Source organism: Nostoc sp. JL34 (assembly GCF_017114945.1).
Taxonomy (GTDB): Bacteria; Cyanobacteriota; Cyanobacteriia; order Cyanobacteriales; family Nostocaceae; genus Nostoc.
Window position 1 is genome coordinate 1 of sequence record NZ_JABXKQ010000039.1, and the last position, 23,966, is coordinate 23,966.

19 protein-coding genes and 1 tRNA gene are annotated in these 23,966 nt (G+C 42.4%); 9 read left to right on the plus strand and 11 right to left on the minus strand.

The window, feature by feature from the left end:
- Window positions 1-48 precede the first annotated feature (48 nt).
- The 3 genes from HWQ44_RS06625 to HWQ44_RS06635 form a co-directional block, all read right to left on the minus strand.
- Window positions 49-207, minus strand: coding sequence for a hypothetical protein (locus HWQ44_RS06625; protein ID WP_292716537.1), 159 nt, complete (start codon window positions 205-207; stop codon window positions 49-51).
- Between the two features lie 76 nt (window positions 208-283).
- The gene (locus HWQ44_RS06630; protein ID WP_292716712.1) at window positions 284-592 is read right to left on the minus strand and encodes a hypothetical protein; all 309 of its coding nucleotides are present in this window, start codon (window positions 590-592) and stop codon (window positions 284-286) included.
- Window positions 593-722: 130 nt separating this feature from the next.
- Window positions 723-1,016, minus strand: coding sequence for a helix-turn-helix transcriptional regulator (locus tag HWQ44_RS06635; protein ID WP_292716541.1), 294 nt, complete (start codon window positions 1,014-1,016; stop codon window positions 723-725).
- A gap of 591 nt (window positions 1,017-1,607) precedes the next feature.
- Between HWQ44_RS06635 and HWQ44_RS06640 the strand changes: the two genes are divergently transcribed.
- Window positions 1,608-4,886 (plus strand): leucine-rich repeat domain-containing protein, encoded by a 3,279-nt coding sequence (locus HWQ44_RS06640; RefSeq protein ID WP_292716543.1) that lies wholly within the window; start codon window positions 1,608-1,610, stop codon window positions 4,884-4,886.
- A gap of 685 nt (window positions 4,887-5,571) precedes the next feature.
- On the opposite strand, the gene HWQ44_RS06645 is transcribed toward HWQ44_RS06640, so the two are convergent.
- Both HWQ44_RS06645 and HWQ44_RS06650 read right to left on the minus strand, forming a co-directional pair.
- Window positions 5,572-5,820 carry a hypothetical protein gene (locus HWQ44_RS06645; RefSeq protein WP_292716546.1) on the minus strand — a complete coding sequence of 83 codons (249 nt, stop codon included), beginning with the start codon at window positions 5,818-5,820 and terminating at the stop codon, window positions 5,572-5,574.
- Window positions 5,821-6,070: 250 nt separating this feature from the next.
- Window positions 6,071-6,505: a hypothetical protein gene (locus HWQ44_RS06650; protein WP_292716548.1), complete on the minus strand. Its 435-nt coding sequence runs from the start codon at window positions 6,503-6,505 to the stop codon at window positions 6,071-6,073.
- 242 nt (window positions 6,506-6,747) lie between these two features.
- Here HWQ44_RS06650 and HWQ44_RS06655 point away from each other — a divergent pair, with 242 nt between their 5' ends.
- Window positions 6,748-7,578 (plus strand): DUF3800 domain-containing protein, encoded by an 831-nt coding sequence (locus tag HWQ44_RS06655; protein ID WP_292716551.1) that lies wholly within the window; start codon window positions 6,748-6,750, stop codon window positions 7,576-7,578.
- 400 nt (window positions 7,579-7,978) lie between these two features.
- Window positions 7,979-8,284 (plus strand): hypothetical protein, encoded by a 306-nt coding sequence (locus HWQ44_RS06660; protein ID WP_292716554.1) that lies wholly within the window; start codon window positions 7,979-7,981, stop codon window positions 8,282-8,284.
- Between the two features lie 428 nt (window positions 8,285-8,712).
- Here HWQ44_RS06660 and HWQ44_RS06665 read toward each other — a convergent pair whose 3' ends face one another.
- Window positions 8,713-9,702, minus strand: a complete 990-nt coding sequence (locus HWQ44_RS06665; protein WP_292716557.1) for a TniQ family protein — start codon at window positions 9,700-9,702, stop codon at window positions 8,713-8,715.
- Window positions 9,703-9,754: 52 nt separating this feature from the next.
- Entirely contained in the window at window positions 9,755-10,015 is a 261-nt protein-coding gene (locus HWQ44_RS06670) for a helix-turn-helix transcriptional regulator (RefSeq protein WP_235115745.1), read from the minus strand.
- 173 nt (window positions 10,016-10,188) lie between these two features.
- Between HWQ44_RS06670 and HWQ44_RS06675 the strand changes: the two genes are divergently transcribed.
- From HWQ44_RS06675 to HWQ44_RS06685, 3 genes are read left to right on the plus strand one after another with little or no spacing between them, the layout of a single operon-like run.
- A complete protein-coding gene (locus HWQ44_RS06675; RefSeq protein ID WP_292716563.1) occupies window positions 10,189-12,885 on the plus strand; it encodes a DDE-type integrase/transposase/recombinase in 2,697 nt (898 codons plus the stop codon).
- A gap of 2 nt (window positions 12,886-12,887) precedes the next feature.
- On the plus strand, window positions 12,888-14,039 hold the full coding sequence (locus tag HWQ44_RS06680; RefSeq protein WP_292716565.1) for an ATP-binding protein: 1,152 nt from the start codon (window positions 12,888-12,890) through the stop codon (window positions 14,037-14,039).
- The gene (locus HWQ44_RS06685) at window positions 14,029-15,417 is read left to right on the plus strand and encodes a TniQ family protein (RefSeq protein WP_292716568.1); all 1,389 of its coding nucleotides are present in this window, start codon (window positions 14,029-14,031) and stop codon (window positions 15,415-15,417) included. Before HWQ44_RS06680 ends, HWQ44_RS06685 begins: the two co-directional genes overlap by 11 nt.
- A 139-nt stretch (window positions 15,418-15,556) precedes the next feature.
- Here the strand turns inward: HWQ44_RS06685 and HWQ44_RS06690 are convergent.
- Window positions 15,557-15,629: transfer RNA gene (locus HWQ44_RS06690), tRNA-Val, on the minus strand.
- A gap of 185 nt (window positions 15,630-15,814) precedes the next feature.
- Here HWQ44_RS06690 and HWQ44_RS06695 point away from each other — a divergent pair.
- Window positions 15,815-16,402, plus strand: coding sequence for a metal-binding protein (locus HWQ44_RS06695; RefSeq protein ID WP_292716571.1), 588 nt, complete (start codon window positions 15,815-15,817; stop codon window positions 16,400-16,402).
- A gap of 50 nt (window positions 16,403-16,452) precedes the next feature.
- Window positions 16,453-17,271 carry a nucleoside triphosphate pyrophosphohydrolase gene (gene mazG, locus HWQ44_RS06700; RefSeq protein ID WP_292716574.1) on the plus strand — a complete coding sequence of 273 codons (819 nt, stop codon included), beginning with the start codon at window positions 16,453-16,455 and terminating at the stop codon, window positions 17,269-17,271.
- 52 nt (window positions 17,272-17,323) lie between these two features.
- On the opposite strand, the gene HWQ44_RS06705 is transcribed toward mazG, so the two are convergent.
- Window positions 17,324-18,526, minus strand: coding sequence for a transporter substrate-binding domain-containing protein (locus HWQ44_RS06705; RefSeq protein WP_292716577.1), 1,203 nt, complete (start codon window positions 18,524-18,526; stop codon window positions 17,324-17,326).
- Between the two features lie 76 nt (window positions 18,527-18,602).
- On the minus strand, window positions 18,603-18,884 hold the full coding sequence (locus tag HWQ44_RS06710; protein ID WP_292716580.1) for a hypothetical protein: 282 nt from the start codon (window positions 18,882-18,884) through the stop codon (window positions 18,603-18,605).
- Window positions 18,885-19,233: 349 nt separating this feature from the next.
- Between HWQ44_RS06710 and HWQ44_RS06715 the strand changes: the two genes are divergently transcribed.
- Window positions 19,234-21,528, plus strand: a complete 2,295-nt coding sequence (locus tag HWQ44_RS06715) for an ATP-binding protein (RefSeq protein ID WP_292716583.1) — start codon at window positions 19,234-19,236, stop codon at window positions 21,526-21,528.
- 99 nt (window positions 21,529-21,627) lie between these two features.
- Here the strand turns inward: HWQ44_RS06715 and HWQ44_RS06720 are convergent, their stop codons facing one another.
- Window positions 21,628-23,625 carry a zinc metalloprotease HtpX gene (locus HWQ44_RS06720; RefSeq protein WP_292716587.1) on the minus strand — a complete coding sequence of 666 codons (1,998 nt, stop codon included), beginning with the start codon at window positions 23,623-23,625 and terminating at the stop codon, window positions 21,628-21,630.
- Window positions 23,626-23,966 lie beyond the last annotated feature (341 nt).

Here is a 23,966-nt window from a genome sequence, read left to right on the forward strand (position 1 = left end):
TTGTACGTATTTACTTATCTTTACATAGTTTGGTTTTTTCACCTCGTCTTACTTAGTGTAACTCTTACTACGAGAACGAAAATTAGCTTTGTAAAGCAGAAGGTGAAATTCGACAATCAGCATAGAAGAGTTAGAGTCAGCTTGATTACCAAATATCAAAAATGCGATCGCATAAATTTTTGCTGTAGTAAAACTTAAATTGTTCAACTCAATTATTCCTCTACACAAGAAAGAGACGTGAACTGAATCACGTCTCCAAGTGATGGGATAAATGCTTTGTGTGTTATGCTGCTGCTGCGTCGGCTACCAGTAAACCATTAACAGCGATGATGATTATTTGTGCTGCTAAAGGACTATCACAACATGGCCTATCATCCCTATTACAGGGTTGTGCTACCCATTTCCCCTCTAGATTTTGGTAGAAAGTGCCAAGTAGTTGAGAACCATTCCAGACTCGATACAGTTCACCCAAGTCATCTGCTACTGAGTCAATTTCAATTTCTGGTGCTACTGGGTCGGCAAACTGGTCAATATATTCCTCAAACTCTGATTCAGCCAAGGCTGAGTTACTAAAGTCATCTTGTACAATCATCATGAGTAACCTCATTAACGGGGTTGAACAAAAGGCGATCGCAATCTTTGGACGGAGGGCGATCGCCTTTTTGAGTACATCAATATATTAGTAACTTTAGTAGCTAAAATCAACGAGTGAGTTTAAAACTTTAATTTGTCACTTCGACTGTGCTTAAAAAATTGCTTACTGATATTTCTAATGCTGTACAAATAGCCTCTAATACTTTCAAAGAGACGCTTTCAGACTCACCATACTCTAGTTTTTTTAAATTTTGATGCGAACACTCACCGCCTCTGGCAGCAATTTCATCAGCCAGCTTCTGACGTGATTTTTTTCCACGCAGTCGCTTTAAAACTGTTCCTCTATCTTTATTCCAGGCTACAAATACAACGTCCTCAATGTAAATATAAATTCTGGTTTCTTTTTCACCTTTGTTGGACATATAATAGCTACAACAGTAAACAAAATATAAATTCCTGAGCTACTACAGTTTACAAACTATAACGATTTAGAGTGAAAGTGAGTCTCCTTGAGAAAAACTGACGCTCAAGTACCAAAAGTTATTTAGTTTTCATTCTTATCAACAGAAGTCCAAACTTGCGGATTTTGCCTTGCTATGGATAAAAATGTGATCGCAAAGTTGAGATTTTGATTCCTGGTAAGCCATCTAAACCTCCTATCCCCCGTCACATCGGTACTCCGATTGGCAGTGACGGGGGATAGGAGGGCTGATTGAATGGGGTTCAATACCCAGTGCATAAAAATATCAGTTTCATTGGATATAGGAATTTTGGCTCTCTGTTTATAGCTTCCAAAATCGCTGCACAAATTACCGCTTCTTGAAAAATTTTTCAACTTCTAGCTCATACTTAGACTGAAGTGAGCAATATCTAAACCTTCTGCGTTTAGTGGCATTATGAAGAGAAGCTTGATAGCGGTGACACTATCTCATAATCGACTCAATACGTATACTTATTGCCGATGAGATTAGTTAGTATAATTTTTTATTAATGACCTAATCTGGGATTGCTGTATGTCTTTAACGGTTTCCGTAGTAGGGACTCTTTTGAAAATAGTTGCTCCTGCTGTTGCCAAAACATTGCTGCAAAATTTTGGGATTGCAGACGATCTGGCTAATAAAGTGCTGGAGCAAACGATCGATGTAGCTACGGATGCGTTGCCTGAAGGGGAAAAGCGACAATCGCTAGAAAAGCAGACTCAAGATTTGGCAAGCCGTCTAAAAAGAGACATGCGGCCTCTGTTTGAAGAAGCAGAAGCAAGAAATCTTGATAAGGGTGGTCAAGAAGCTATTTTACTGGCAGTAGCGCAAACTCTATTGCAAGGCAGCGTCGGTTTGGATGAACTGATGAATATTGGATTAGATGCTGAACGCCTAACACAACAGTTGCTTAAAGCAGATTCCAGAGTAATCGTAGGCTTCTCGGAAAACGAAAAGTCACTTTATCGGCAGGCAATCGCAGTTGTCAGTGAAAGTTTAATTGAAGCTGTTCCCCAGCTAGAGGGGTTCCAATTGAGTGTGACGCAGGCAATGCTGCGGCAACTTGAAGAAGTAGTCAGCCTTATGCAATCGCACAAAGAAATGGCATTGCAGCAACGCGATGAGTTTTTGGCTCGATATCGCCGCATCATTGCAAGTGAACTGGATAAACCAGATAAATTTGGAGTACCGCTACTGAAAAATTTGCTGAGTCAGCAACGGCTATGTGAAGCCTATGTCCAGCTTTCGATTACAGAAACGGTAGAAGAATCTGCGGATAAGCCGCCATTGAAAGAGGAGGTATTCCCCCGTCATCAGCATTTGGAGAAGCGATCGCAGAACATTGAGAAAGTGTTGAGTACGCGCCGTCGTTTGGTGATTCGGGGTGGCGCAGGAGCAGGAAAAACATCCCTGATGCATTGGTTGGCGGTTCATGCAGCACGTCAAGATTTTGATGCTCCATTCCAACACTGGAATAGCCGAGTGCCATTTTTTATTCGACTGCGAAATTGGGTAGACGAGGGCTTTCCAGCAGTTAAAGATTTTGTGCAGCCAATTGCTAAAAATATTATCGATGAAATGCCCAAGGGCTGGGTGAGAGAGCAGCTTGATAACGGGTGTGCGCTGGTGTTGATTGATGGAGTAGATGAATTGCCGCGTGGCAAGCGGCAACAGTTCTTTGAAGCGTTGCAAAAGCTGGTGAGCGAGTTCCCTTACGCGATTTATATTACGACATCGCGCCCAGCGGGGCTGAAGGATGAGAATGGTGAGGAATGGGTAGAGTTGGAAAATTGGATCGAAGCGGAAGGGTTTACTAACTGCACAATGGAGCCGATGACATTGCCTGAAATTGAGCAGTTTGTCAGTCGTTGGCATAGCTCTCTACCCGAACCGAGTCGGCATGATGATAAAGATCCGCAGCAAATTGGCAACAGTCTGATGCGTCAGTTACGGCAGCGATCGGAAATTCGGCAACTGGCAGCAACGCCACTTTTATGTACGATGATTTGCGCCTTGCACTACGAAAACGAAAGAACTTTACCTGAAACTCGGATTCGACTGTATGACAAGTGCATAGAGATGCTATTAGAGGAGCGAGATAAACAGCGGGAAATTGAATCAGACATTCATATCACTCTGGAACAGAAAGAAAGATTCCTGATGGAGTTCGCCTACTGGCTAATGCGAAATAACTACTCCGATGCCGAAGTGGAAAAAGCCGATCGCCAGTTTCAGGACTATGCGAGGGAATACAACCTGCCAAATGTGACTGGACGAGATATCCGGCAACTATTGCTGGAAAGATCGGGGCTATTGCGAGAACCCCTACTAGGACGAATAGATTTTGTCCATCGCACGTTTCAGGAATATTTGGCGGCAAAGGCAGTCCTCGATCGTGACGATTTGGGGGTGTTGTTGAATCATGCTGAAGATGACCAATGGCGAGAAGCAATTATCACCGCTGTGGGTAAAGGGACACGCCCTCAGCGACGAGAGTTGTTAAAGGGATTGCTGGAACATGGAGAAAAAGACACTGCAAAACGGCACTATCTCCATCTTCTGACAGTGGCCTGTTTAGAAACGGGTGTACCAATTGAAGCAGAGCTAAGAACGCAAATTGAAGACTGTGCCAAAGCCTTATTGCCACCCAAAAATGATGATGAGGTTGCCACTATTGTTAGAGCAGGGGATGCGATCGTGCCTTTGTTAGGATACAACTCCCAGTTTAGTGCAACCCAAGCTGCGTACTGTATGGAAGCCCTGATCGAAATTGGTAGTTCAGCAGCGATGCAGCAGTTAATTGATTATGCCAAAGCAAGATTCGACCCCAAGGCAAAGAATTTTCGGAAAATACTCTTGCTTTTTGGGAAAGGATATGGCGTGTTTGAGCAGGAAGCTTATCTGCGTCAAGTTCTCGTCCACACCCAAAAATTAGATTTGAGCAGGACTGCGATTCAAGACCTGTCACCGCTATCTGCTCTGGGCCAATTACAATACTTGAGTTTGAGCAGGACTGCGATTCAAGACCTGTCACCGCTATCTGCTCTGGGCCAATTACGATACTTGAATTTGAGCGACACCGCGATTCAAGACCTGTCACCGCTATCTGCTCTGGGTCAATTACGATACTTGAATTTGACCAAGACTGCGATTCAAGACCTGTCATCGCTATCTGCTCTGGGTCAATTACAACATTTGAATTTGAGCGACACCGCGATTCAAGACCTGTCACTGCTATCTGCTCTGGGTCAATTACAACATTTGAATTTGAGCGACACCGCGATTCAAGACCTGTCACTGCTATCTGCTCTGGGTCAATTACAACATTTGAATTTGAGCGACACCGCGATTCAAGACCTGTCACCGCTATCTGCTCTGGGTCAATTACGATACTTGAATTTGACCAAGACTGCGATTCAAGACCTGTCATCGCTATCTGCTCTGGGTCAATTACAAGACTTGGATTTGAGCAGGACTGCGATTCAAGACCTGTCACCGCTATCTGCTCTGGGTCAATTACAAAATTTGGATTTGAGCAGGACTGCGATTCAAGACCTGTCACCGCTATCTGCTCTGGTCCAATTACGATACTTGAATTTGAGCAGGACTGCGATTCAAGACTTGTCACCGCTATCTGCTCTGGGTCAATTACAACATTTGAATTTGAGTGACACCCAAGTCTATGATTTTACCGCCCTTATGAAGCTGCCCCAGACAGTCCTACTATTTGCAAATGAGTCTCAAAAAAAAGCCGCTGAACTTCAGAAGGTAACGAATAAGTCGTACATCATGCCTGATATAATACCATTCTAAAAAAAGAGAAATCTACTTTTTTTAAATGTAAATAGTGTTGTCGCTGCTATTGGGGTCATCGAGCCAATTTAGTGTTGTTCGAGATACTTAAATCAATCAATCAGCAAGCGCTCGCGTTTCCATTTAGAGAAAGATTTTTCATCAACCTGAATAGAGCGATCGTTTTGGCTCTTACTTAGTCCACTAGATACTTAAATATCAAAGTAAAAATCAGTGCTTTTGGAATAAGCGATCGCTTTTGCTCCTCTTTTTTACTTGTGAAGCATCCTGAAAAACTTTTCACAAACCCGCACCCACGACTTGTCCCCTTGATAAATCATTCATGAGTTTCGCTGCATAGTCTACGGGATTAGCACTGGAGACAGAGAGCGATCGCGGCGTGTTGGCAAGTTGTAAGATGCGATAGCATTACATCATGGTTTGGGTTCCCCTCGATTCAAAGATGATGATGGCTACCTTATGAAAAACTTTTCAAGAATCAATTGTGTGATGCGGTTCTTCAAAATGCACTATTGAGCTAGGTTTAACTGGCAACAGCAATGTATCTTCAATATACTGTCGCACTTCTCGGCAATAGGACTTACACAAAAATCGCCAACCTTGCTTAATTTATCGAACCGCCAAGACGCCAACGCATAGTGTCTTGAAGAGAAGAATTGTAGAGTGTGCGTAAGTCCTGACTAATCTAAACTCCAGATTTGGCAGTGCCATAAGCTGCTCCAAGTGCTGAAAATACCATTGCTGAGGCTGAACCCATTACGCCAAAAAAGGGAGCGTATATTGGCATTAAAGAATCGTCCGTTACAGTTGCCTTTACTGTTACTCCGCCTGTCACTTCCATTGATTCCTCATCTGAAAGTTCTCCAAGTTCTGGAGCTTGTATATTTTCGATGTTGAGGGTTGTTGATTTGAGTTTATTGATATTCAGAGTCATAATTAAGCTGCGTTTAATGCGCTATTCACTGCATATTAAATGTAGCAATTGATAGCAAAACTATCAATGTAAAAATAAAAACATCGTACTTTGTGGTGTTGGGAGAGAGTGGAAGAGCGTTTCCATCCCCGTGAGGGGTAATGATTTGAAAACTTCTTAGAGACGAAGGGCTACTTCAAACAGAACGAGTTTCTATCCCCTTTCGGGGCGATGAGTTTGTAAAGCTTTGAGCATGAGACGGCGATCGCAATTAAGGAATTTTGCTTGCTTCCTTGTCCAAGTCAGCTAATCGCTTTTTGCATTCAACGCTTAGTTCCACGTCGTCGTTAGGGCTGAAATTAGCATTGTATTCTTCGGTTCTGCACAATTTGGTTTTTTGGTACTCTTCCTCTCTTTTCTCGCTCCTCTCTTTGCCTTCAAGCAAGATTTTGTCCATCCTCTTTACTATCTCACGCGCTTTTTGCCTTTCAATATCTATTGATGAAGCAGGGGAAGGTGTAAGTGCTGGAGTTGAGGGGATTAAGGGAGCTTGTGATCGCACTCCCTGTGAAGAACAGGCACTCAAGACACAAACTACATTGCAGTGCCTAAAAATATCAGTTTCATTTGGATATAGGAATTTTGGCTCTCTACTTATAGCTCCCAAGATCAACGCCAAAATCACCATTGTTGAAAAATTTTTCATAATCCCTTAATAGGATGATCGCAAGTTCAAGCAAAGAGGTATGCTCTTGTCCAGAGCGATCGCGACAAAACTTGATTTCTAAATCAAAATGCCATGTGTTCAAGCGGTGTCTGCAATGCTTATGTTAGGATCGCTTGATAAATGAATCTTCCATCAAATTTCTACGTGTTTAACGTCACATATTTGGTGGCAGTTGCTATAAATTAAGTCCAGACAATTGCTAGAATTTTGCGTGGAAGTGAATGAGTGACTTAAAAGAAAAAGCACCTTCTGTTCGTCATTACTTTGTTGATGAAGCTGGAGATCCAACACTGTTTAATGGCAAAGGCAAAATTATTGTTGACACTGAAGGTTGCTCCCGCTTTTTTATACTTGGGTTGTTAGATGTGGCTGAACCGGAGTCTTTAGCAAGAAATCTAGAGGGACTCAGGTCTGATTTACTAGCAGATCCATATTTCAAAAATGTTCCATCAATGCAACCAGAGCAACGAAAAACAGCTATAGGATTTCATGCTAAAGACGATATTCCTGAAATTAGACGTGAAGTATTTAATTTATTGAAGAAGTATGATTTAAGATTTTTTGCAGTAGTTAGAGATAAGCAAAATTTACTGGAATATGTGAAGGGTCGTAATCAGAACGATCCTCGTTATCGCTATCAGCACAATGAATTATACGACTATTTAACACGAAGATTATTCAAAGAACGCTTGCACAAAGATGATGAATATAATATCTGCTTTGCTGCAAGGGGCGGTTCTGACCGAACAGCCGCTTTAAGAAAAGCTTTAGAGGTAGCTAGAGCTAACTTTTATTATGAATGTGGAATAGCCAGTATTGCCCCTATTAATATTACTGCCACCACACCGCCTCATGCTCCTTGTCTGCAAGCTGTTGATTATTTCTTGTGGGCACTGCAACGGCTATATGAACGTCGTGAAGAGAGATATCTTGAGTATCTTTGGCCAGCCTTTAAAGTAGTGCATGACACTGACGACACTAGGCAGGAAAGATATGGGGTTTACTATACCCAAAAAAACCCTTTAACCATATTAAAAATGCCAGGGATATAGGATCGTTAAGCCGCAGCCCTCCAATCACACGGCATGAAGCCGAATTTTGTCCCTAGCACTAAATATATTATATCTGTCTTGCAGTTATATCTCTACTGTGGTGTCACTGTTTTGTCGTTATATCTCTATTGCGGTGTCACTGTTTTGTCGTTATATCTCTACTGTAATAGCACCATAATGACGTTATATCTCTACTGTGGTGTCATCGCATTGTCGTTATATCTCTACTGTAATAGCACCATAATGACGTTATATCTCTACTGTGGTGTCATCGCATTGTCGTTATATCTCTACTGTAGTGCCACTATGTTGCTGCTGTAATGCCATTATCTTAGCTCTTATCGGCTCTGCTGTAATCTCACTAGAGATGAGGGCGATACAGCATAAAAGTGAGTTTTTTATGCTGGCTTGGGGGAGAAGCTGGAAAATTTTTCAACTATTCTTTGCTCTGCCTAGTAAGAGTGGATACTTAAATATCCGAGCAAAATGGATGCCCTTGGTTAGAGCGATCGCCGTCGCAATATCCTTGTTTTGGATGAGCTTTAACAAGGCACAGTGGTTGAAAAATTCTTCAACAAGTGGAGCGATCGCTGTCTATTGGATACCTAGATATCCAAGCAGGGATGCTTTTGTCCAGCGCGATCACTTCTTACCTTATGCCGATCGAGGTAAAATTATCCTTACCAACCAGACCCACAGGTATTAGAGAGGGCGATGCCTGCGGCTGACTCTTCGGTGACGCAGCAGGGTGTAATGCTCACACTGGACTACATCAAGCTATTTATGAATTGCGACATGGGTCGGTAACTGAAGGCAAGCAGATAATCGCTCTTGCTGATTGCACAGAGCAGTAAATACGTTGATGATACTTTGAAGATTGTGAAAAGTTTTTCACTATCATTTGCGTGAATTAAAAAACTTTAAACAAGAACGGGCTATGGTAATAAGATGGGTGGGGTGAAGGGGTGAACTCTGAGCTATTGAAAAATAAATAGAAAAAGATTACCAAAGCTAATTTTGGGCTACTCTAGAACTAGGCATCAAACATCGCTTAGTCTTGAAAAATTTTTCATAAACTCGCTGCCGTAGAATTTGCAGTTCATCTAAGCATAAATCTTTATTTATATTAAACTTCTACAACTTTAATTCCAGACTAAAATTCCCGAACAATATCTTGCCCAATTCCTTAAAATCTGACCCAAACAACTGGAATACACTAATCTTCGCCTTCTCGCACACAGGAATAATCAACTTTACCAAATGATAAGGTTGACTTTGATTTGTTCTTGAGGCTATCTTCAACGATTCCATGATTCCTCCTAAATCTCCCAATAACTTCACATCCTTGCCAATTGCTTGCTCAAACACTAACAAAATCAATTGTAATTTTCGGGTTAACTCAATGGGGATGGGTTCGTATCCTAATTGGGGAGTAAGTGCAATTAATTCGCTAATTCCTTGAATATTAACTCGATATTTCTCTACGTCCTCTTCGCCTTTAATTTCCTGTCCTAACCACCCGTAACAACGAGAACAAAATCCCGCAGGTGAAAACCTAGCCATCACAGGTAAACGGGAACCACAATGAGGACATTGTTCTATTAATCGCTGTTTGTGAATCAAACAAAATTCTACATCCTTAAATGACCATGATAATAGTTCATAAATAGTTTTATTCTCCTGCATCCACTCTTCCCAACAACAAGGACACCAAGCGCGATAGTTCCGAAATAATCCCTTGTCATAAATCATTCCTTTCCAGCTTAAAAGGGTCAAAAAGCGTAAATCCTGACGCATTGTTAACTCTTCTAAGACAGTGACTAACTTTTCTGTCATTTCTCGCATTCCGTTAATAGCCGGTTTAGCATCGCTATTTCCCAATAGGTGACTCAGATTTTTTGCTAATAGCTCAGATTTATCCTCATCTTTGAGGATAAGTGGCGCAATTTCTCCCATAACGAGCTTTTGAGAGGTTAAACAATGCGCCTGTGCCAAACGATGGAGGTAGCTACTAAGACTTTCTGCATAGGGAGTTCCTACTGCCACAGGTTCAAGAGAAAATAACCGACTCCGTTGCGGGATTTCTAGAGGTTTTAGGCTCCAATGTTCTGAGTAAATAGTCATCCCTCTTGGATTAACCTAAACGCGCTGGTACTTTAGTTTTAACAGCTAAATTTTAGGGATTAGTTTCCGATTCACTCTTAACCTCGATACCGTAATTAACAAAGAGATCGGAGACAGATATCTCCAAAGCTGCCGCTAACTTAACAATATTTTTTAACGAAGGGTTACGCTCTCCGGTTTCGATTCCTGAGATGTAGTTGCGATGAAGTCCTGACTTTTCAGCCAGTTCTTCTTGGGATAAATCTAACTCTCGCCTTCGCCGCCTAATGGCTTTGCCAAAGCGGTACTCAATACTGGGGTGTTTTTGCGTCACAAAACAATACTGAACCAGTATCACCATTAAATCTATCTACTATCAGTGGACTTTTGCACAATATAAGTGTTATAAAGTTAAGTAGTATAGCATCAGGCAAGCAAGTTCCTAACTTTATGGTCTTATTTTGATAGATTCATAAAATAAAGCGCTTTGCGCTTACTAAGGAGTATATGAAAGAGCAATTTGAACAATGGGTTGCTCGCCTTCAAATATCCGAGGCAGGGCAAAAAATTATTGAGAAAGTTCGCTCATCTGAGCCATCCCGTCGCGTTGGTGGCGGTAGCAAGAATGTTTCGGGACGCTACCCTAGCCGCAAGATGGGAGTCACGATTCAATTTGAGTCTCATCGGGTTGAACTGCCAATTATCTATCAGTTAGAACACGATGAAGATGTTCTTGAATTCTACGATCAACCACCGCAAATTAAACTTGACTATCAAGCAAGTAACGGACGTAGATTAGGTGTTTTACACACCCCAGATTTCTTTGTCATCCGAACCAATTCGGCTGGTTGGGAAGAATGTAAAACTGAGCAGGATTTGAAAAAACTAGCAGAGAAAAACCCCAATCGTTACTTTTACTCTGAAGAAGATAATCAATTGCATTGTCCGCCAGGAGAAGACTATGCTAACCAGTTTGGGCTTTATTACCGCATTCGCTCAGATCGGGAAATCAATTGGGTTCTGCAACGTAATCTGCAATTTTTAGAAGATTATTATCGCTCAGAATCTCTAGTAGTGGAAGAAGCGATCGCTCAATCATTACTTGCAGTTGTGTCATCTCAACCAGGAATCACTTTAGCAGAATTACTCAATCAGTCAACAGGAGCTAAATCTGACGATATCTACACCTTAATTCTTCAAGAGCAAATCTATATTGATTTAAATGCTACACCACTAGCTGAACCAGAAAGATGTCTAATCTTCCGTGACGAACAAACTGCTAGCGCTTATAAATTAATAGTTGAACAGCCAAGTATAAGTTTTCCGGCTATCTCTCCTGTAGTCAATATTGTTACCGGAACGCTTGTTAGTTGGGACGGCAAAGGTTTAAATATCATCCATGTTGGGGAAACAGAGGTTATACTTGGCGCAGAAAATAATCAGTTAATTGAACTCAAAAAAGCTATATTTGAGAATCTGGTTCGCCAAGGGAAAATCACAAGTCTCCAAACACCAGAAAAAACAGCTATTAGCACAGAATCTTGGCAGCGATTTTATCAAGCTAGTCCTGAAGACCAAGCAGAAGCTCTTGAACGCTACAGAAGTATCGAACCTTACTTAAACGGCCATCCCCCAGAAAACGAAACAATACCAGCCCGTACCATTCGTCACTGGAAAGCTAAATATCTAACTGCAATTCAAAAATACGGTTGCGGCTACATTGGGCTTTTGTCTCATCGCAGTGTCAAAGGTAATCGTCAGCGCAAGCTGCCCGAAGACACCTTAGCAATTATGGAGAAGTTTATTTTAAAAGACTATGAAACTCTTAAACAAAAAAGAATGTGGGAGGTTTATGGGGATTTAGTTCAAGCTTGCGAACAAGCTGGTGTAATTACTCCGAGTTACAAAGCATTTACTAAAGAAGTAAAACGCCGTCCTAATTACGAACAGACTAAAAAACGCCAAGGTCGTCGTGCTGCTTATCAGCATGAATCCTTCTATTGGGAGCTTGCTATAACTACCCCAAGACACGGCGATCGCCCATTTGAAATTGGCCATATCGACCATACTCAGTTAGATGTAGAGCTAGTTTGCTCTGATACAGGTCGCAATCTTGGCAGACCTTGGGCAACATTTCTCGTAGATGCTTACTCACGGCGATTGCTGGCAGTTTACCTAACGTTTGACTCACCCTCATATCGTTCTTGCTTAATGGTGCTAAGAATTTGTGTCAAGCGTCACGGCAGGCTTCCCCAAATTGTAGTGGTAGATAACGGTGCAGAGTTTCACAGCGTTTATTTTGAAACACTACTAGCTACTTTTGAATGTACAAAAAAGCAAAGACCCCCAGCCAAAGCTCGTTTTGGTTCGGTTTGCGAACGCCTATTTGGAACTTCCAATACTCAATTTGTCCATAACTTACTCGGTAATACACAAATAACTCGTAACGTCCGCCAAGTCACCAAGTCAGTTAACCCTAAAAATCTAGCTGTATGGACACTTGGTTTACTTTATGAATATCTTTGTGCTTGGGCTTACGAAGTTTACGATACAGACGAACATCCGGCACTTTTCCAGAGTCCGAGGGATGCGTTTGCTGCGGGTATGGCGATTGGAGGCAGTCGGGTTCACCGCATGATTTCTTACGATGAAAACTTTCAGATTCTTACCCTACCTACGACCTCAGAGGGGAAAGCAAAAGTTCAAGTCGGACGTGGTGTAAAAATTAACTCAATCTACTACTGGTCTAATAGTTTCCGCGACTCCCAAATTGAAAATACCTCTGTGCAGATAAGATACGACCCGTTTAATATTGGTATCGCTTACGCCTTTGTTCGAGGACAGTGGGTACAGTGTATCTCTCAATATTATGCAGAACTGCAAGGTCGTTCAGAAAAAGAACTGAAGTTAGCTAGTATCGAGTTACGCAAACGGTCTTCAAATCATGCACAACAATCTAAAGTTTCGGCTAAGAATTTAGCAGAATTTTTAGCATCGGTAGAAGCTCAAGAAGCTCTATTAGAACAGCGTTCCTATGATGCAGAAGTTAAGGAAGTCTTTAGAGTAATTGAGGGTGGAAAAGCGACAACAAGCCGTAACGAACAACCAAAACTCATTCAAGTTACTTTTGCTAATACCGATTCTCAAGCGGATGAAGACGAAGCGATTGTCCCAGAAACACTTGTAGTGTATGAGGAGTTTTAATTATGACAAAATCTACTGGATTTCCTCTTGAACTCCTCACACGACCTGCTACAGAAAGGCTTGCTTACTTTGAAAATTACACCGTAGCGCATCCTCGACTTAAAGAAGTCTATGAAATTCTCATGCGAACGATTGCCGAACCCGCAGGAGCTTCATTTATCTTTGTTTACGGTGCTAGTGGTGTTGGTAAAACAACTTTGCGACTCCGCGTTGAGCAGAAATTAACAGAACTAGCATTACCTAAACTGGAAAGCGCTCGCAGTCGTGTTCCTGTTGTTGGTGTTGAAGCTGTAGCCCCAGAATCGAGAAACTTCAACTGGAAAGATTACTACACACGCGCCTTAATCGCCTTAGAGGAACCCTTAATCGATCACAAGTTTGATTACGGCGTGCGTGGTATCTCTCGCGATAATTTTGGAAAAATTAATGTTGAGTCGAAAGTAGTTGCACCTGCTTTACGCAGAGCTTTAGAAAATGCTCTTATCCACCGTCATCCAGACGTATTTTTTGTAGATGAAGCACAACATTTTGGCAAGATGGCAAGTGGATACAAGCTACAAGATCAATTAGACTGCCTCAAATCTGTGGCAAATATGACAGGTATCTTGCATTGTCTATTAGGAACATACGAATTATTGACATTCCGTAATTTAAGCGGTCAACTCTCACGCCGTAGCGTCGATATTCATTTCCGCCGTTATTGTGCTGACAGCCCAGAAGACGTACAGGCTTTTAAAAGTGTATTGTTGACTTTTCAACAGCAGATGCCACTTGCAGAAGTTCCAGATTTGGTTAGTCATTGGGAATATTTTTATGAACGTACATTAGGATGTGTTGGCATACTGAAAAATTGGCTAACACGCGCTCTTAAAGATGCTCTGGATCGACAAGCAACAACAGTCACTCTCAAAGACTTACAAAAACGTGCTTGGTCGGTTGCTCAGTGTCAGAGAATGTTCAAGGAAATTCAAGAGGGCGAACGACAATTATCTGAAACGGAAACAGATATACAAAACTTACGCTCTGCATTAGGGCTTGGTGCAAAACCAATTGTGCTACCTGAAGAAACTCCAAAAATTACTCGTCCGCCAGGAAAGGTTGGTAAACGCAAACCTAAAAGAGATCCCATCGGAGTGCAGCAAGATGTTAGCTAGTGTATTAGAAACATACCAATCTTGGGATTTAAAAAAGCCATTAATTCCACAACGTAGTCGCCTCTATCAACCTCAACCTGTAGGTCTTGGGACTCCTTACATAGAGAGTTTAACAGGTTATATCGCACGGATAGCAGAGTTGCATGGAGTTCTTCCAGGAGTCTTGATAACTAGAGAAATTGCTCCGCTTGTCAATAAAATATATTTCCAAAATGGAGCTAATCGGGGTTTTCGTGAAATATTCAACCGTAGTCAAGCGTTAAATGGCATGGGAGAGATGGCAGCAGATTTAGTTCAAGTGTTACAAAAATTGACGCTTAGAGATGACTTGCATTTTTTAACCATGCTGTTTTGGTCTAACATTTTGACTCCACGCAATTTATTTCGCACCAACAAAGCTTGGTGTCCAATTTGTTATCAAGAGCGGCATCAAAATGGGCAGGTAGTTTATGAGCAATTGCTTTGGACAATCAACCTAATTACAATTTGCCCTCAGCATCAAAAACCCTTGGTTGATCTTTGCCCTCGCTGCAATCATAAATCACCTTTATTAAACTGGCAATCAAGACCTGGTTACTGCTCAAAGTGTGGAGAATGGTTAGGCATAAATCAATACCTTAAAACATTTACAGATGGTGAAAGATCAATAAAATTACAGTTGGAGTGGCAGTCTTGGACTGCCAATGTTGTAGGAGAGCTAATTTTAGCTGCTCAATGCTTTGAATCTGCCCCATCAAAAGAAAATATTACAAAATCATTAAATATAGTTATTGATAAAGTTGCGGAAAATAATGCAGCTGCATTTTCTCGTCTTATTGGAGTACCAAAAAATAGTTTGTGGATGTGGCAGTCTACTAAAACCTTGCCAGAGCTAAATACACTTCTGAAAATTTGTTACGAATTAGAGATATCGTTGGTAGAATTTCTTACTCCAAAAAATCTAATTACTAAATCTTTTACAAAAATCTCGCAGAAGCACCTCCAACTTTCTCGCACACCAAGGGTATCTCCAAAATCTTTCGACCAATATCAAGTAAAAGATACTTTATTAGCAATACTTGCAGGTAATGAAGAACCACCACCAACAATGGAAGAAGTTGGAAAGCGTTTAGGTCATCACAACAGAACTATTTCTAGACACTTTCCAGATTTGTGTAGTGCTATTTCTGCTAAATGTCGTAATTACAATAAAGCTTGCCGTCTCAAAAGCATAGAAAAACTTTGCAGCAAAGTTAGAGAGATTGTCCTTAGCCTTAATGCTCAGGGTGTGTATCCCACAGAAGGTCGTGTTTGTGAATTAATGCCAAATCCGGGGTGTTTTAGATATAAACAAGTCCGCGCTGCTTTTAATGATGCACGACGTGAGTTTGGTTTGTAAGCTGTTATATGTAAAACTAGAACAGCTTATATAACTGGAACCATAACTTTGCCACCCTTTATTGGAAGCATAAGCTTGCCGTTGCGGCAAAGTTATGGGTAAAGTCACAAAAAGCCGCCATGTGGCGGCTTTTTAAAGATGGGCAGTACCAGACTCGAACTGATGACATCCTGCTTGTAAGGCAGGCGCTCTACCAACTGAGCTAACCGCCCTTTTCACTAATCCTTAACTAATATAGCAAAACATTTCGCGTTGCGCTAGTAGTTTTAAGAAAATCTTTTTTTCTCTTATACTGACTCAGTGAGAACTCTGAGCGGCGGCTACCCTGCGGGAAGTCCAAAGGCGAACCGCCGCTCAGAAGTTCGGTAATCCAGTTACTCAGCACTCAGGATTTAGGATGCCCTCTGGTCGGACGCACGATCGCATTACTATGTATGCTTTGCCGTTCGTGGCGGGCATTACTTTCTGGCAGACTCGCAGTAGCAATGCAACTTTGTTGGTTGCAGGCGGGTTTCTATTTGGAGGGCTGATGTTTGGCCCCGATTTGGATATTTACTCTGTGCAATTTCAACGCTGGGGTTTCTTGCGCTGGATTTGGCTACCTTATCAAAAAAGTCTCCGTCATCGTTCTTTTTTATCCCACGGGCCGATTATTGGCACTATCCTGCGGATACTTTATCTCGGCAGTTTACTAGCTATTTTGGCAATTTTCGTTTTGGCAATTGCCGAAAAACTGTGGAATCTGAGTTTTACTTGGCAAGATTTGGGTGGAAGTGTGGGGCGATCGCTTATCCAATACGATACTGAATATATCGCCCTGTTTTTGGGTTTAGAACTCGGTGCAATGAGTCATTCTCTCAGCGATTGGGGCGGTTCGGCATACAAGCGCGTGCAAAAACAGGGCATTCGTGGGTTGTTTCCTAGTGGCAAAATTAAGAAGCGGAAAGTGATGAGAGGTAGTCGTCGGCCGAGAGTAAAGAAATAAATTTTTAAACGCAAAGGAACGCTGAGAGAAGCGCAGAGGTACACAGAGGTATGGAAAATCAAAATGAGACTTTGGCGGCGTTGCAGGAATTAATTGAGGTGGTGGCAAAATTGCGATCGCCTGATGGTGGTTGTCCTTGGGATTTGGCACAAACTCCCGAAACGCTGACGCCTTATGTGATTGAGGAAGCTTATGAGGTGGTGGATGCGATTAAGAATGGAGATCAGAGTGCGATCGCAGAAGAGTTAGGCGATTTATTATTACAAGTGGTACTGCAAGCCCAAATCGCTAGCGAATCTGGGCAATTTTCCCTCAAAGAAATAACTCAGGGAATTTCCCAAAAGTTGATTCGCCGTCATCCCCATGTATTTGGTGATGTGTCGGTAGCAAGTGTGGATGAGGTGCGGCAAAATTGGGAACAAATTAAAGCTGCCGAAAAAGGCGAACCTTCCGCAGACGCGCAAAAACTTAGTGCTAAACTCGGTCGTTATGGGCGTACTCTTCCCCCACTGACTGCGGCGATGAAGATTTCTCAAAAGGCTGCGGCGATCGGTTTTGAATGGGAAAATATTCAGGGCGTTTGGGAGAAGTTTCATGAGGAGTTGGGAGAGTTGCAGCAGGCTTTAGCTGAAGAAACACCCGAACGACAACAAGCAGAATTAGGTGATTTACTATTTGCAGTTATTCAGCTAGCCCGTTGGCATAATCTTGACCCCAGCGCCGCTTTGCAAGGCACAAATCAGCGATTTGTCCAGCGATTAGAAAAAATGGAGGCGGTTGTTGACCGTCCCCTTTCTGATTACAGTTTGAATGAGTTAGAAACTCTCTGGCAACAGGCAAAAGCTCAACTTGCTCAAGAAGGGTATTAGTCATTTGTGATTAGTTTTCTTCCCCTGCCTCCCCTGCTCCCCACTCCCTTCTTCAAGATTTTTGAGCATCGAACCACTTATCATATAGTGATTGATAAGTGCCATTTTCTTTGAGACTCAGCAAAGCCTGATTAATTGGTTTGCGGTAGGGACTGTTATTGGGCAGAATAATGCCGTAGCTTTCTTCACGCAAGATACTGCCAACAATCTGTACTTTCCCTTTGCCTTCATTGGCAGCATAAAAGAGGAGTACAGGCGCATCAAACACCACGGCATCAGCTTTTTTTGTTTGCAAAGCATTGTAAGCTTGCTCAATCTTGGTAACTTCTAGAACTGAAATCTTATGTTCTCGGAGGTATGTAGCGGCTGTACTACCCGCAGTTGTGGCCACTACCTTGCCTGGTAAATCGTCTATACTCCTGATATCGCCTTGAAGCTGTTGTACTGTCAATGAAGTAGTAGCGCTGGCTGTAAAGTAAGCGGCAAAAAGTACTCCAATGAACATCCAGACAATACCTACTAGGCGTCCCATTACTCCCTTGGGCATTTCATCAGCTTGGGTTGCTAATGTAGCAGCTGCCCACCAACAGGCTTTAAAAATTCCAGGAAAGTATGATTTGGGAATCATCCCATCTTTGTGATGGCGCTCAGATAACCAAATAATGTGGGCTGCTACGACAATTAGTACTAGGGCAACTCCTATTACCTGCAAGAGGCTAGCAGAGAAAAACAATTGCAAAATGTTTGGGAAAGCACTATCGTTGTTCTCTGGATTTCGTACCATAATTTGCAGCCCCCCAGCAAAAATGGGTAATGAGAAATCAAAATTTTGCTCGCGTTCGGCTGTAATCGAGATAGCTGCAATCCCCAAATTAGCTTTGTTGTCCTTAATAGCAGAAAGTATTTCCGGTACAGAGGAATATTCAATAAATTTAGACTCTACACCTATTTGGTTAGCGATGCTGCGCCAGAGGTCGATACTGAATCCTGATAGTTCACCTTTGTTTGGTAGCACAAAAGGCGGTATAACTCGTGTAGCTATTAATAACGGTTGTTGGAGTTGTGGTTTTTGGGCTAGTCCTGGGGACGCCATTAACAACAATGCCAGAATTGTGCCTGCTAATCCTATGCAGGTATACAGTGCTAAGGAACGCCTGGTTTTGTTTTTGCAGTTATATCTTCTGTCAAAATTGCCTATCGGGCTTTTTCTCCCAGCCATAAGTTGGCGAAATCTAGTAGCGATCGCATTTATCATCAAAATTTTCTTAAGGTTGTGTGCAATGTCTATTTATCATGCCCACCCCATATCAAATATCACGTTCATCATCCCCCTAAAACCGATTTTTTTCAGATTTAGGGAGATGAATATGGCTAAAACTAGACTTGTATAAGATTATTGAACTGGGAATTGGGGATTGGGGACTGGGAATTGGGGACTGGGAATTGGGGACTGGGAATTGGGGATTGGGGATTGGGGATTGGGGATTGGGGATTGGGGATTGGGGATTGGGAAAATAGATCACCTCGCCTGTAGTGGAGTTGATTATTTCAAATCGGCGTAGGCGTAGCCCGTCGTAGACATCGCTAATACTTTCTATCCACTCGTTATTCATTAGCAAATTGGTTGGGCTAATTTTGACCTGTTATTCTGGCAGTGTTGCTATAACGATCAGTCCCTCTTTAAGCGATAAAAATATTTGCGATAAATCTACCTCTTGTGTTTATTGCTATACAGCACTCTAGGTGGATTTCTTGATGAATTCTTTGTTTTAAAGTCATAGTAAGAGGTTGAGACAACTATATTGTATTGTGTCTAATTCACTTTGTAGAACTCGCGTTGGAAAGACAAACCTCTATCTTTTGAGCAATAGTTTTGAGACCAACTTTTAGCGTATAGTTAAATTAGTACTTTCTTAATTTTTTCTCTAAGGTGCGCTTCTTAGTCTTTGCAAAGTGAGCAACATGAATGTAGACGATTTTAGTCAACAAATAGAGACATTGCGCTCACGGGTGACGGGATTAGTGCAAAGGACTGCAAGTGAGCCATATTCACAACAAGAGCTAACAGCGGAAGCTTTTGAAGAACTTCAAATCGCTTCGGAAGAACTGAAAATCGCCTGCGAAGAGCTGCAAGCAACACGAATGGTAGTAGAGAAGGAGCGTCAGCGTTACCAAGAATTATTTGATTTTGCGCCTGATGGTTACCTGGTAACTGATACATTCGGCACTATCCTTGAAGCTAACCGTGCTGCTACCATACACATCAATGTTTTACAGCGATTTTTGATTGGTAAACCGCTGATTACTTTCATCGCCCAGTCAGACCATCAAGCTTTTTTTAATTACCTAACTCAGTTGCAATATCTTGACCGAGGCGGGGAATGGGAAGTGTGTTTACAACCACGGGAAAAAATTTGTTTTGATGTTGCTTTGACAGTAGTTACCGTGCGTAACGAAAAAAGTAAGCCAGTTGCTCTGCGCTGGCTAATGCGCGACATTAGCCAGCGTCGGCGTTTAGAGTTGCAGCGCGAGCAGTTATTTGCCAATGAGCAAGCCGCCCGAATTGCAGCCCAAGCAGCAGAGAGGCGCTCTAATTTTTTGGCTGAAGCAAGTAGTGTATTGGTATCTTCCTTAGATTACCGCACTACCCTAACTAGCGTCGCCCAATTAGCAGTACCTACCCTTGCTGATTGGTGTATTGTGGATGTCGTCGAAAATAATTTCCCAGTCTTCAGTAACCCAGTCATCGCTGCATCTGAACCAGCGAAGGAAGCACTGATCCGAGAACTCCAACAACGCTATCCAATTCCTGTTGATGCTGATTATGGGCCACCAAAGGTTTTACGGACTGGTAAGCCGGAACTAGTTACAAATATTTTTGAATCTTCATTACACAGAAAGGCCTCGAACGAGGAACACCTGAGTCTGTTGCACCAACTCCAAATTAAGTCTCAGATGGTAGTACCACTGTTGGTGCGTAACCGCAAGCTGGGGACAATTGTATTTGCGTCTGCACAACCAGGACGCCATTATACTACTGTAGACCTAGAAATGGCTGAAGAACTTGCTCAACGGGCAGCGTTCGCCATTGAAAATGCACAGCTTTATCAGCAAGCCCAAGAAGCTAACCGCATCAAGGAAGAGTTTTTAGCGATCGTTTCCCACGAACTTCGTACACCCCTCAATTCTATGCTGGGTTGGGTTCAAGTAATACGGACTCGAAAATGGGACGAAGCAACTACCTCTAAGGCATTGGCGACAATCGAGCGAAATGCCAAACTTCAAAGAAAACTGATTGAAGATATTCTGGATATCTCACGCATCGTACAAGGTCAAATCCGCCTAAATATCCGTAAAGTTGACCTTGTGCCTATAATTCAGACGGCAATTGAAGCTGTATATCCCACCTCTGAGATTAAGGGTATTGAAGTTGAGTATATTCTGGATTCCTCAGTTGGTCAGGTTATGGGTGATGCAGAACGCCTTCAACAAGTCTTCTGGAATTTGCTCTCCAATGCCGTCAAGTTCACACCTAGCGGGGGGCGAGTTGAAGTACATCTAAAACAGGTAAACTCAAATGCCCAGATAACTGTCTCTGATACAGGTAAGGGAATTATTACTGAGTTTCTACCTTATATCTTTGAACGCTTTCGTCAAGCTGATAGCACAACGACTAGAGTAGACAATGGTTTGGGGCTGGGGCTAGCAATTGTCCACCACTTAGTAGAAATGCACTCAGGCACAGTCTACGCAGTTAGTGAAGGGGAAGAAAAGGGAGCAACATTTACAGTGCTGTTACCTCTAGTAGAACCGCAACCAGAGCATTTAATTAAAGAGAGTGAAGTAAAAGTCCATAACCTCTCAGTACTCGATGGTTTGCAAATACTCGTTGTCGATGACAATGCCGATACGCGTGAGTTAATTGCCTTCATTCTTGAAGAGTCTGGAGCGCAGGTGACGGCGGTTAGCTCAGTAGGTGAAGCCTTAGAAGCACTAGAACGATTAAAACCAGATGTTCTAGTCAGTGATATCGGAATGCCAGATGAGGATGGTTATTCTCTGATTCGGAAAGTACGGACGCAGGAAGCAGAGCAAGCAAAGAAGATTCTAGCTGTAGCGCTAACAGCATTTGCTAGAGATGAAGAACGCAGACTCGCTCTGGAAGCTGGATTCCAAGTTCATGTATCCAAGCCAATCGAGCCAGAAAAGTTGGTGACAGTGGTAGCGAACCTTACCAAAGGCAGCAAACAAGTTTAACGAGTTGCATTAAAAAAAGGAGGCAGTTACTAACCACCTCCTGAGAAATTAAAGCTTGGATGGACTGAGAAATGCTTTGACAGCAGACTAGAAACTCAGCTATCTGCTGCTCAAAAACATAGTCAAGACCACTCCTAGGATAATCGATCCACCGCCAAGCATGAATGACCAGAAGCGATGGTAACTGTTGACAATAGTGCCATTTTCACTCTGGAGTTGAATCAGATCCATCCAAGGCGCAACACCTCGACGGAACCAACCCACAGCCCCAACTTGTTCACCAATCAAGCTTTGGACTCGTTTCATCCCAAATAGGAAATTGCCAATGGGGCCAAAGCGTGAGGTGTAATGCAGATAAAGCATCCCACTACGATCCTGAATTTTTAAATCGGAACCAAATTTATAACCAGCGTCGCCACGACCAATGAGTTGACCTTCAAGTTTTGCAGGTTGTCCACGTAACGGACTGGCATAGGGGTCTGACATCAGGGTGAGAATATCGGTTTCTGGTGCTTGCTTGTAGTCGGGAAACATCACCAAGGCTTTGACCATAATTCCGATCCCTAAGCCAATAAGTGGCGCACCTATTACCAAACCTGTGTTTGGAGAACTTGACCACAGAATTACACCCATTACCAAGCCAACAAAGAAACCTATAGTTTCAGCGCCGTACAGCACAACATCTAAAAAGAAGTTGCCGTAAAGCCTACTTTTATTAAGAGTTTTACCTTCTCCAATAACTCGCCCCATATCAAACTCGGTCGGTAAACCCAATTGTTCGGCATAGTTGCTTAATGCACGAACTCGTTTACCTGTCAAGGGATGAGTGGAATTTAACTCCATCCACCAGCCCCAAGGATTAAACATATCCCACAGAAAGACGCGACCAATTTTTTGGGTATCGGATGCAATGCGGTAAGCGGTTCCTGTGGAAGCGGCAGCTTTATGGTCATAGATACCCAAGGCGCGAGTTCCTTCAATTAAACGGCTGGGTTCTTGTGTGCGTGAACCTTCTTCCAAAATTCCGTAGGCAATCTTCACCAAAGCGCGGGATAATCCATTGGGATTACCTGTACTTTCGGCTGCAAAGTGGTCGGCAAAGTATTCCCTGGTGCGGGAGAGGTACAGCACTAGATAAGTACCGACGATATAAAACACGTAGGCAACCAAGGCAGCAGTTTGCATCGCATCTTTGATTTTGCTATCGCCACCACCACGCCCAAATCTTCTGGCTGTGCTGTAAATCAAGTAACAAATTTGCACTAAGGTAGAAGCTACTGTCATCACTGCAAAGTCCCAGTGGACTATGTGCCCCAATTCGTGGGCGTAAACAGTAGCAATTTCATCGTCATCTAGGTATGTGAAAAGTCCCTGACTGACGATTAAACGGGCGCTGTTCGGCAATGAACCATAAGTAAAAGCCGTAGGGTTTTGGTCGTTAATGATTCCCAAACGGGGCGTTTTCAGCTTTTTCTGCTCACAGACTTGGCGAATAACTTTAGCTGTCTCTGGACTGAGGGTTTCAACTTCTGCCAACTCTACCCAGCGAGTTTGGTAAAGCCAGCCTTGGGTTAAGTCCATGATGAATGGAGATATGAAAAAAGCGGCGAGATTAAAAACTAGGGTAATACCAATAGCGATCGCTAATCCTTGGAGGGGATTATCGTTACCCAAAATAAATACTAAGCTCAAACCTAAAGCCAACACCATGCCAAACAGCAAGGTCATGGTGACACCAGAAGCTAACGCCAAACTACCACCCACACCCCCCATCGCTAATTTCATCCCAGTAGTAGCGGCGCGACCAGCTTTTTGGCTAGCGTTAGACTGAGTTGCTGGCTTTTGACGGAAGGATTGACTAGCTTGTTCTGCCCAACTGCGAGCCTGTGGGTTTTCACTCATGATTAACTTTTGACACAGCATTTTGGCTTTTTCGGTTTCGCCTGTGGCTTGATAGGCTTTCATCAGCCACATCTGTGCTGAAAGATAATCTGAGGAATCGTGTTCAACACAATCGCGGCAGAATTGTTCGAGTAATTCAACCGCTTCTTGATAACGTTTCTGTTTTAAGGCATCTAATGCAGATTGCAATGACATAGGATCTCCCTAGCAAAGGAGTGGTATTTGATCTATCAATACTCAATAGATCCAGCGTTCGTCACTGCAATTTCGTAAAAATTAAAATAATAGTAGTATAAATTATTTACTTAAGTAAAAGGCTAGAGAAACATAGATTAATATGTCTATCTAGCCTGGGGAACGCATAAATCATATTTAGGATTTTCAAATAAAATATGTAATGATACTTAGAATATTTTTAAGTCTGTAAACTTACTACCTCTTGATCTGTGTTCCATAATCACAGAATAAATGTTTTGAACCAAGTCTTGCCTCACCCGATCAGGGTAATTATTGATTACCCAAATGGTTCACCCGAT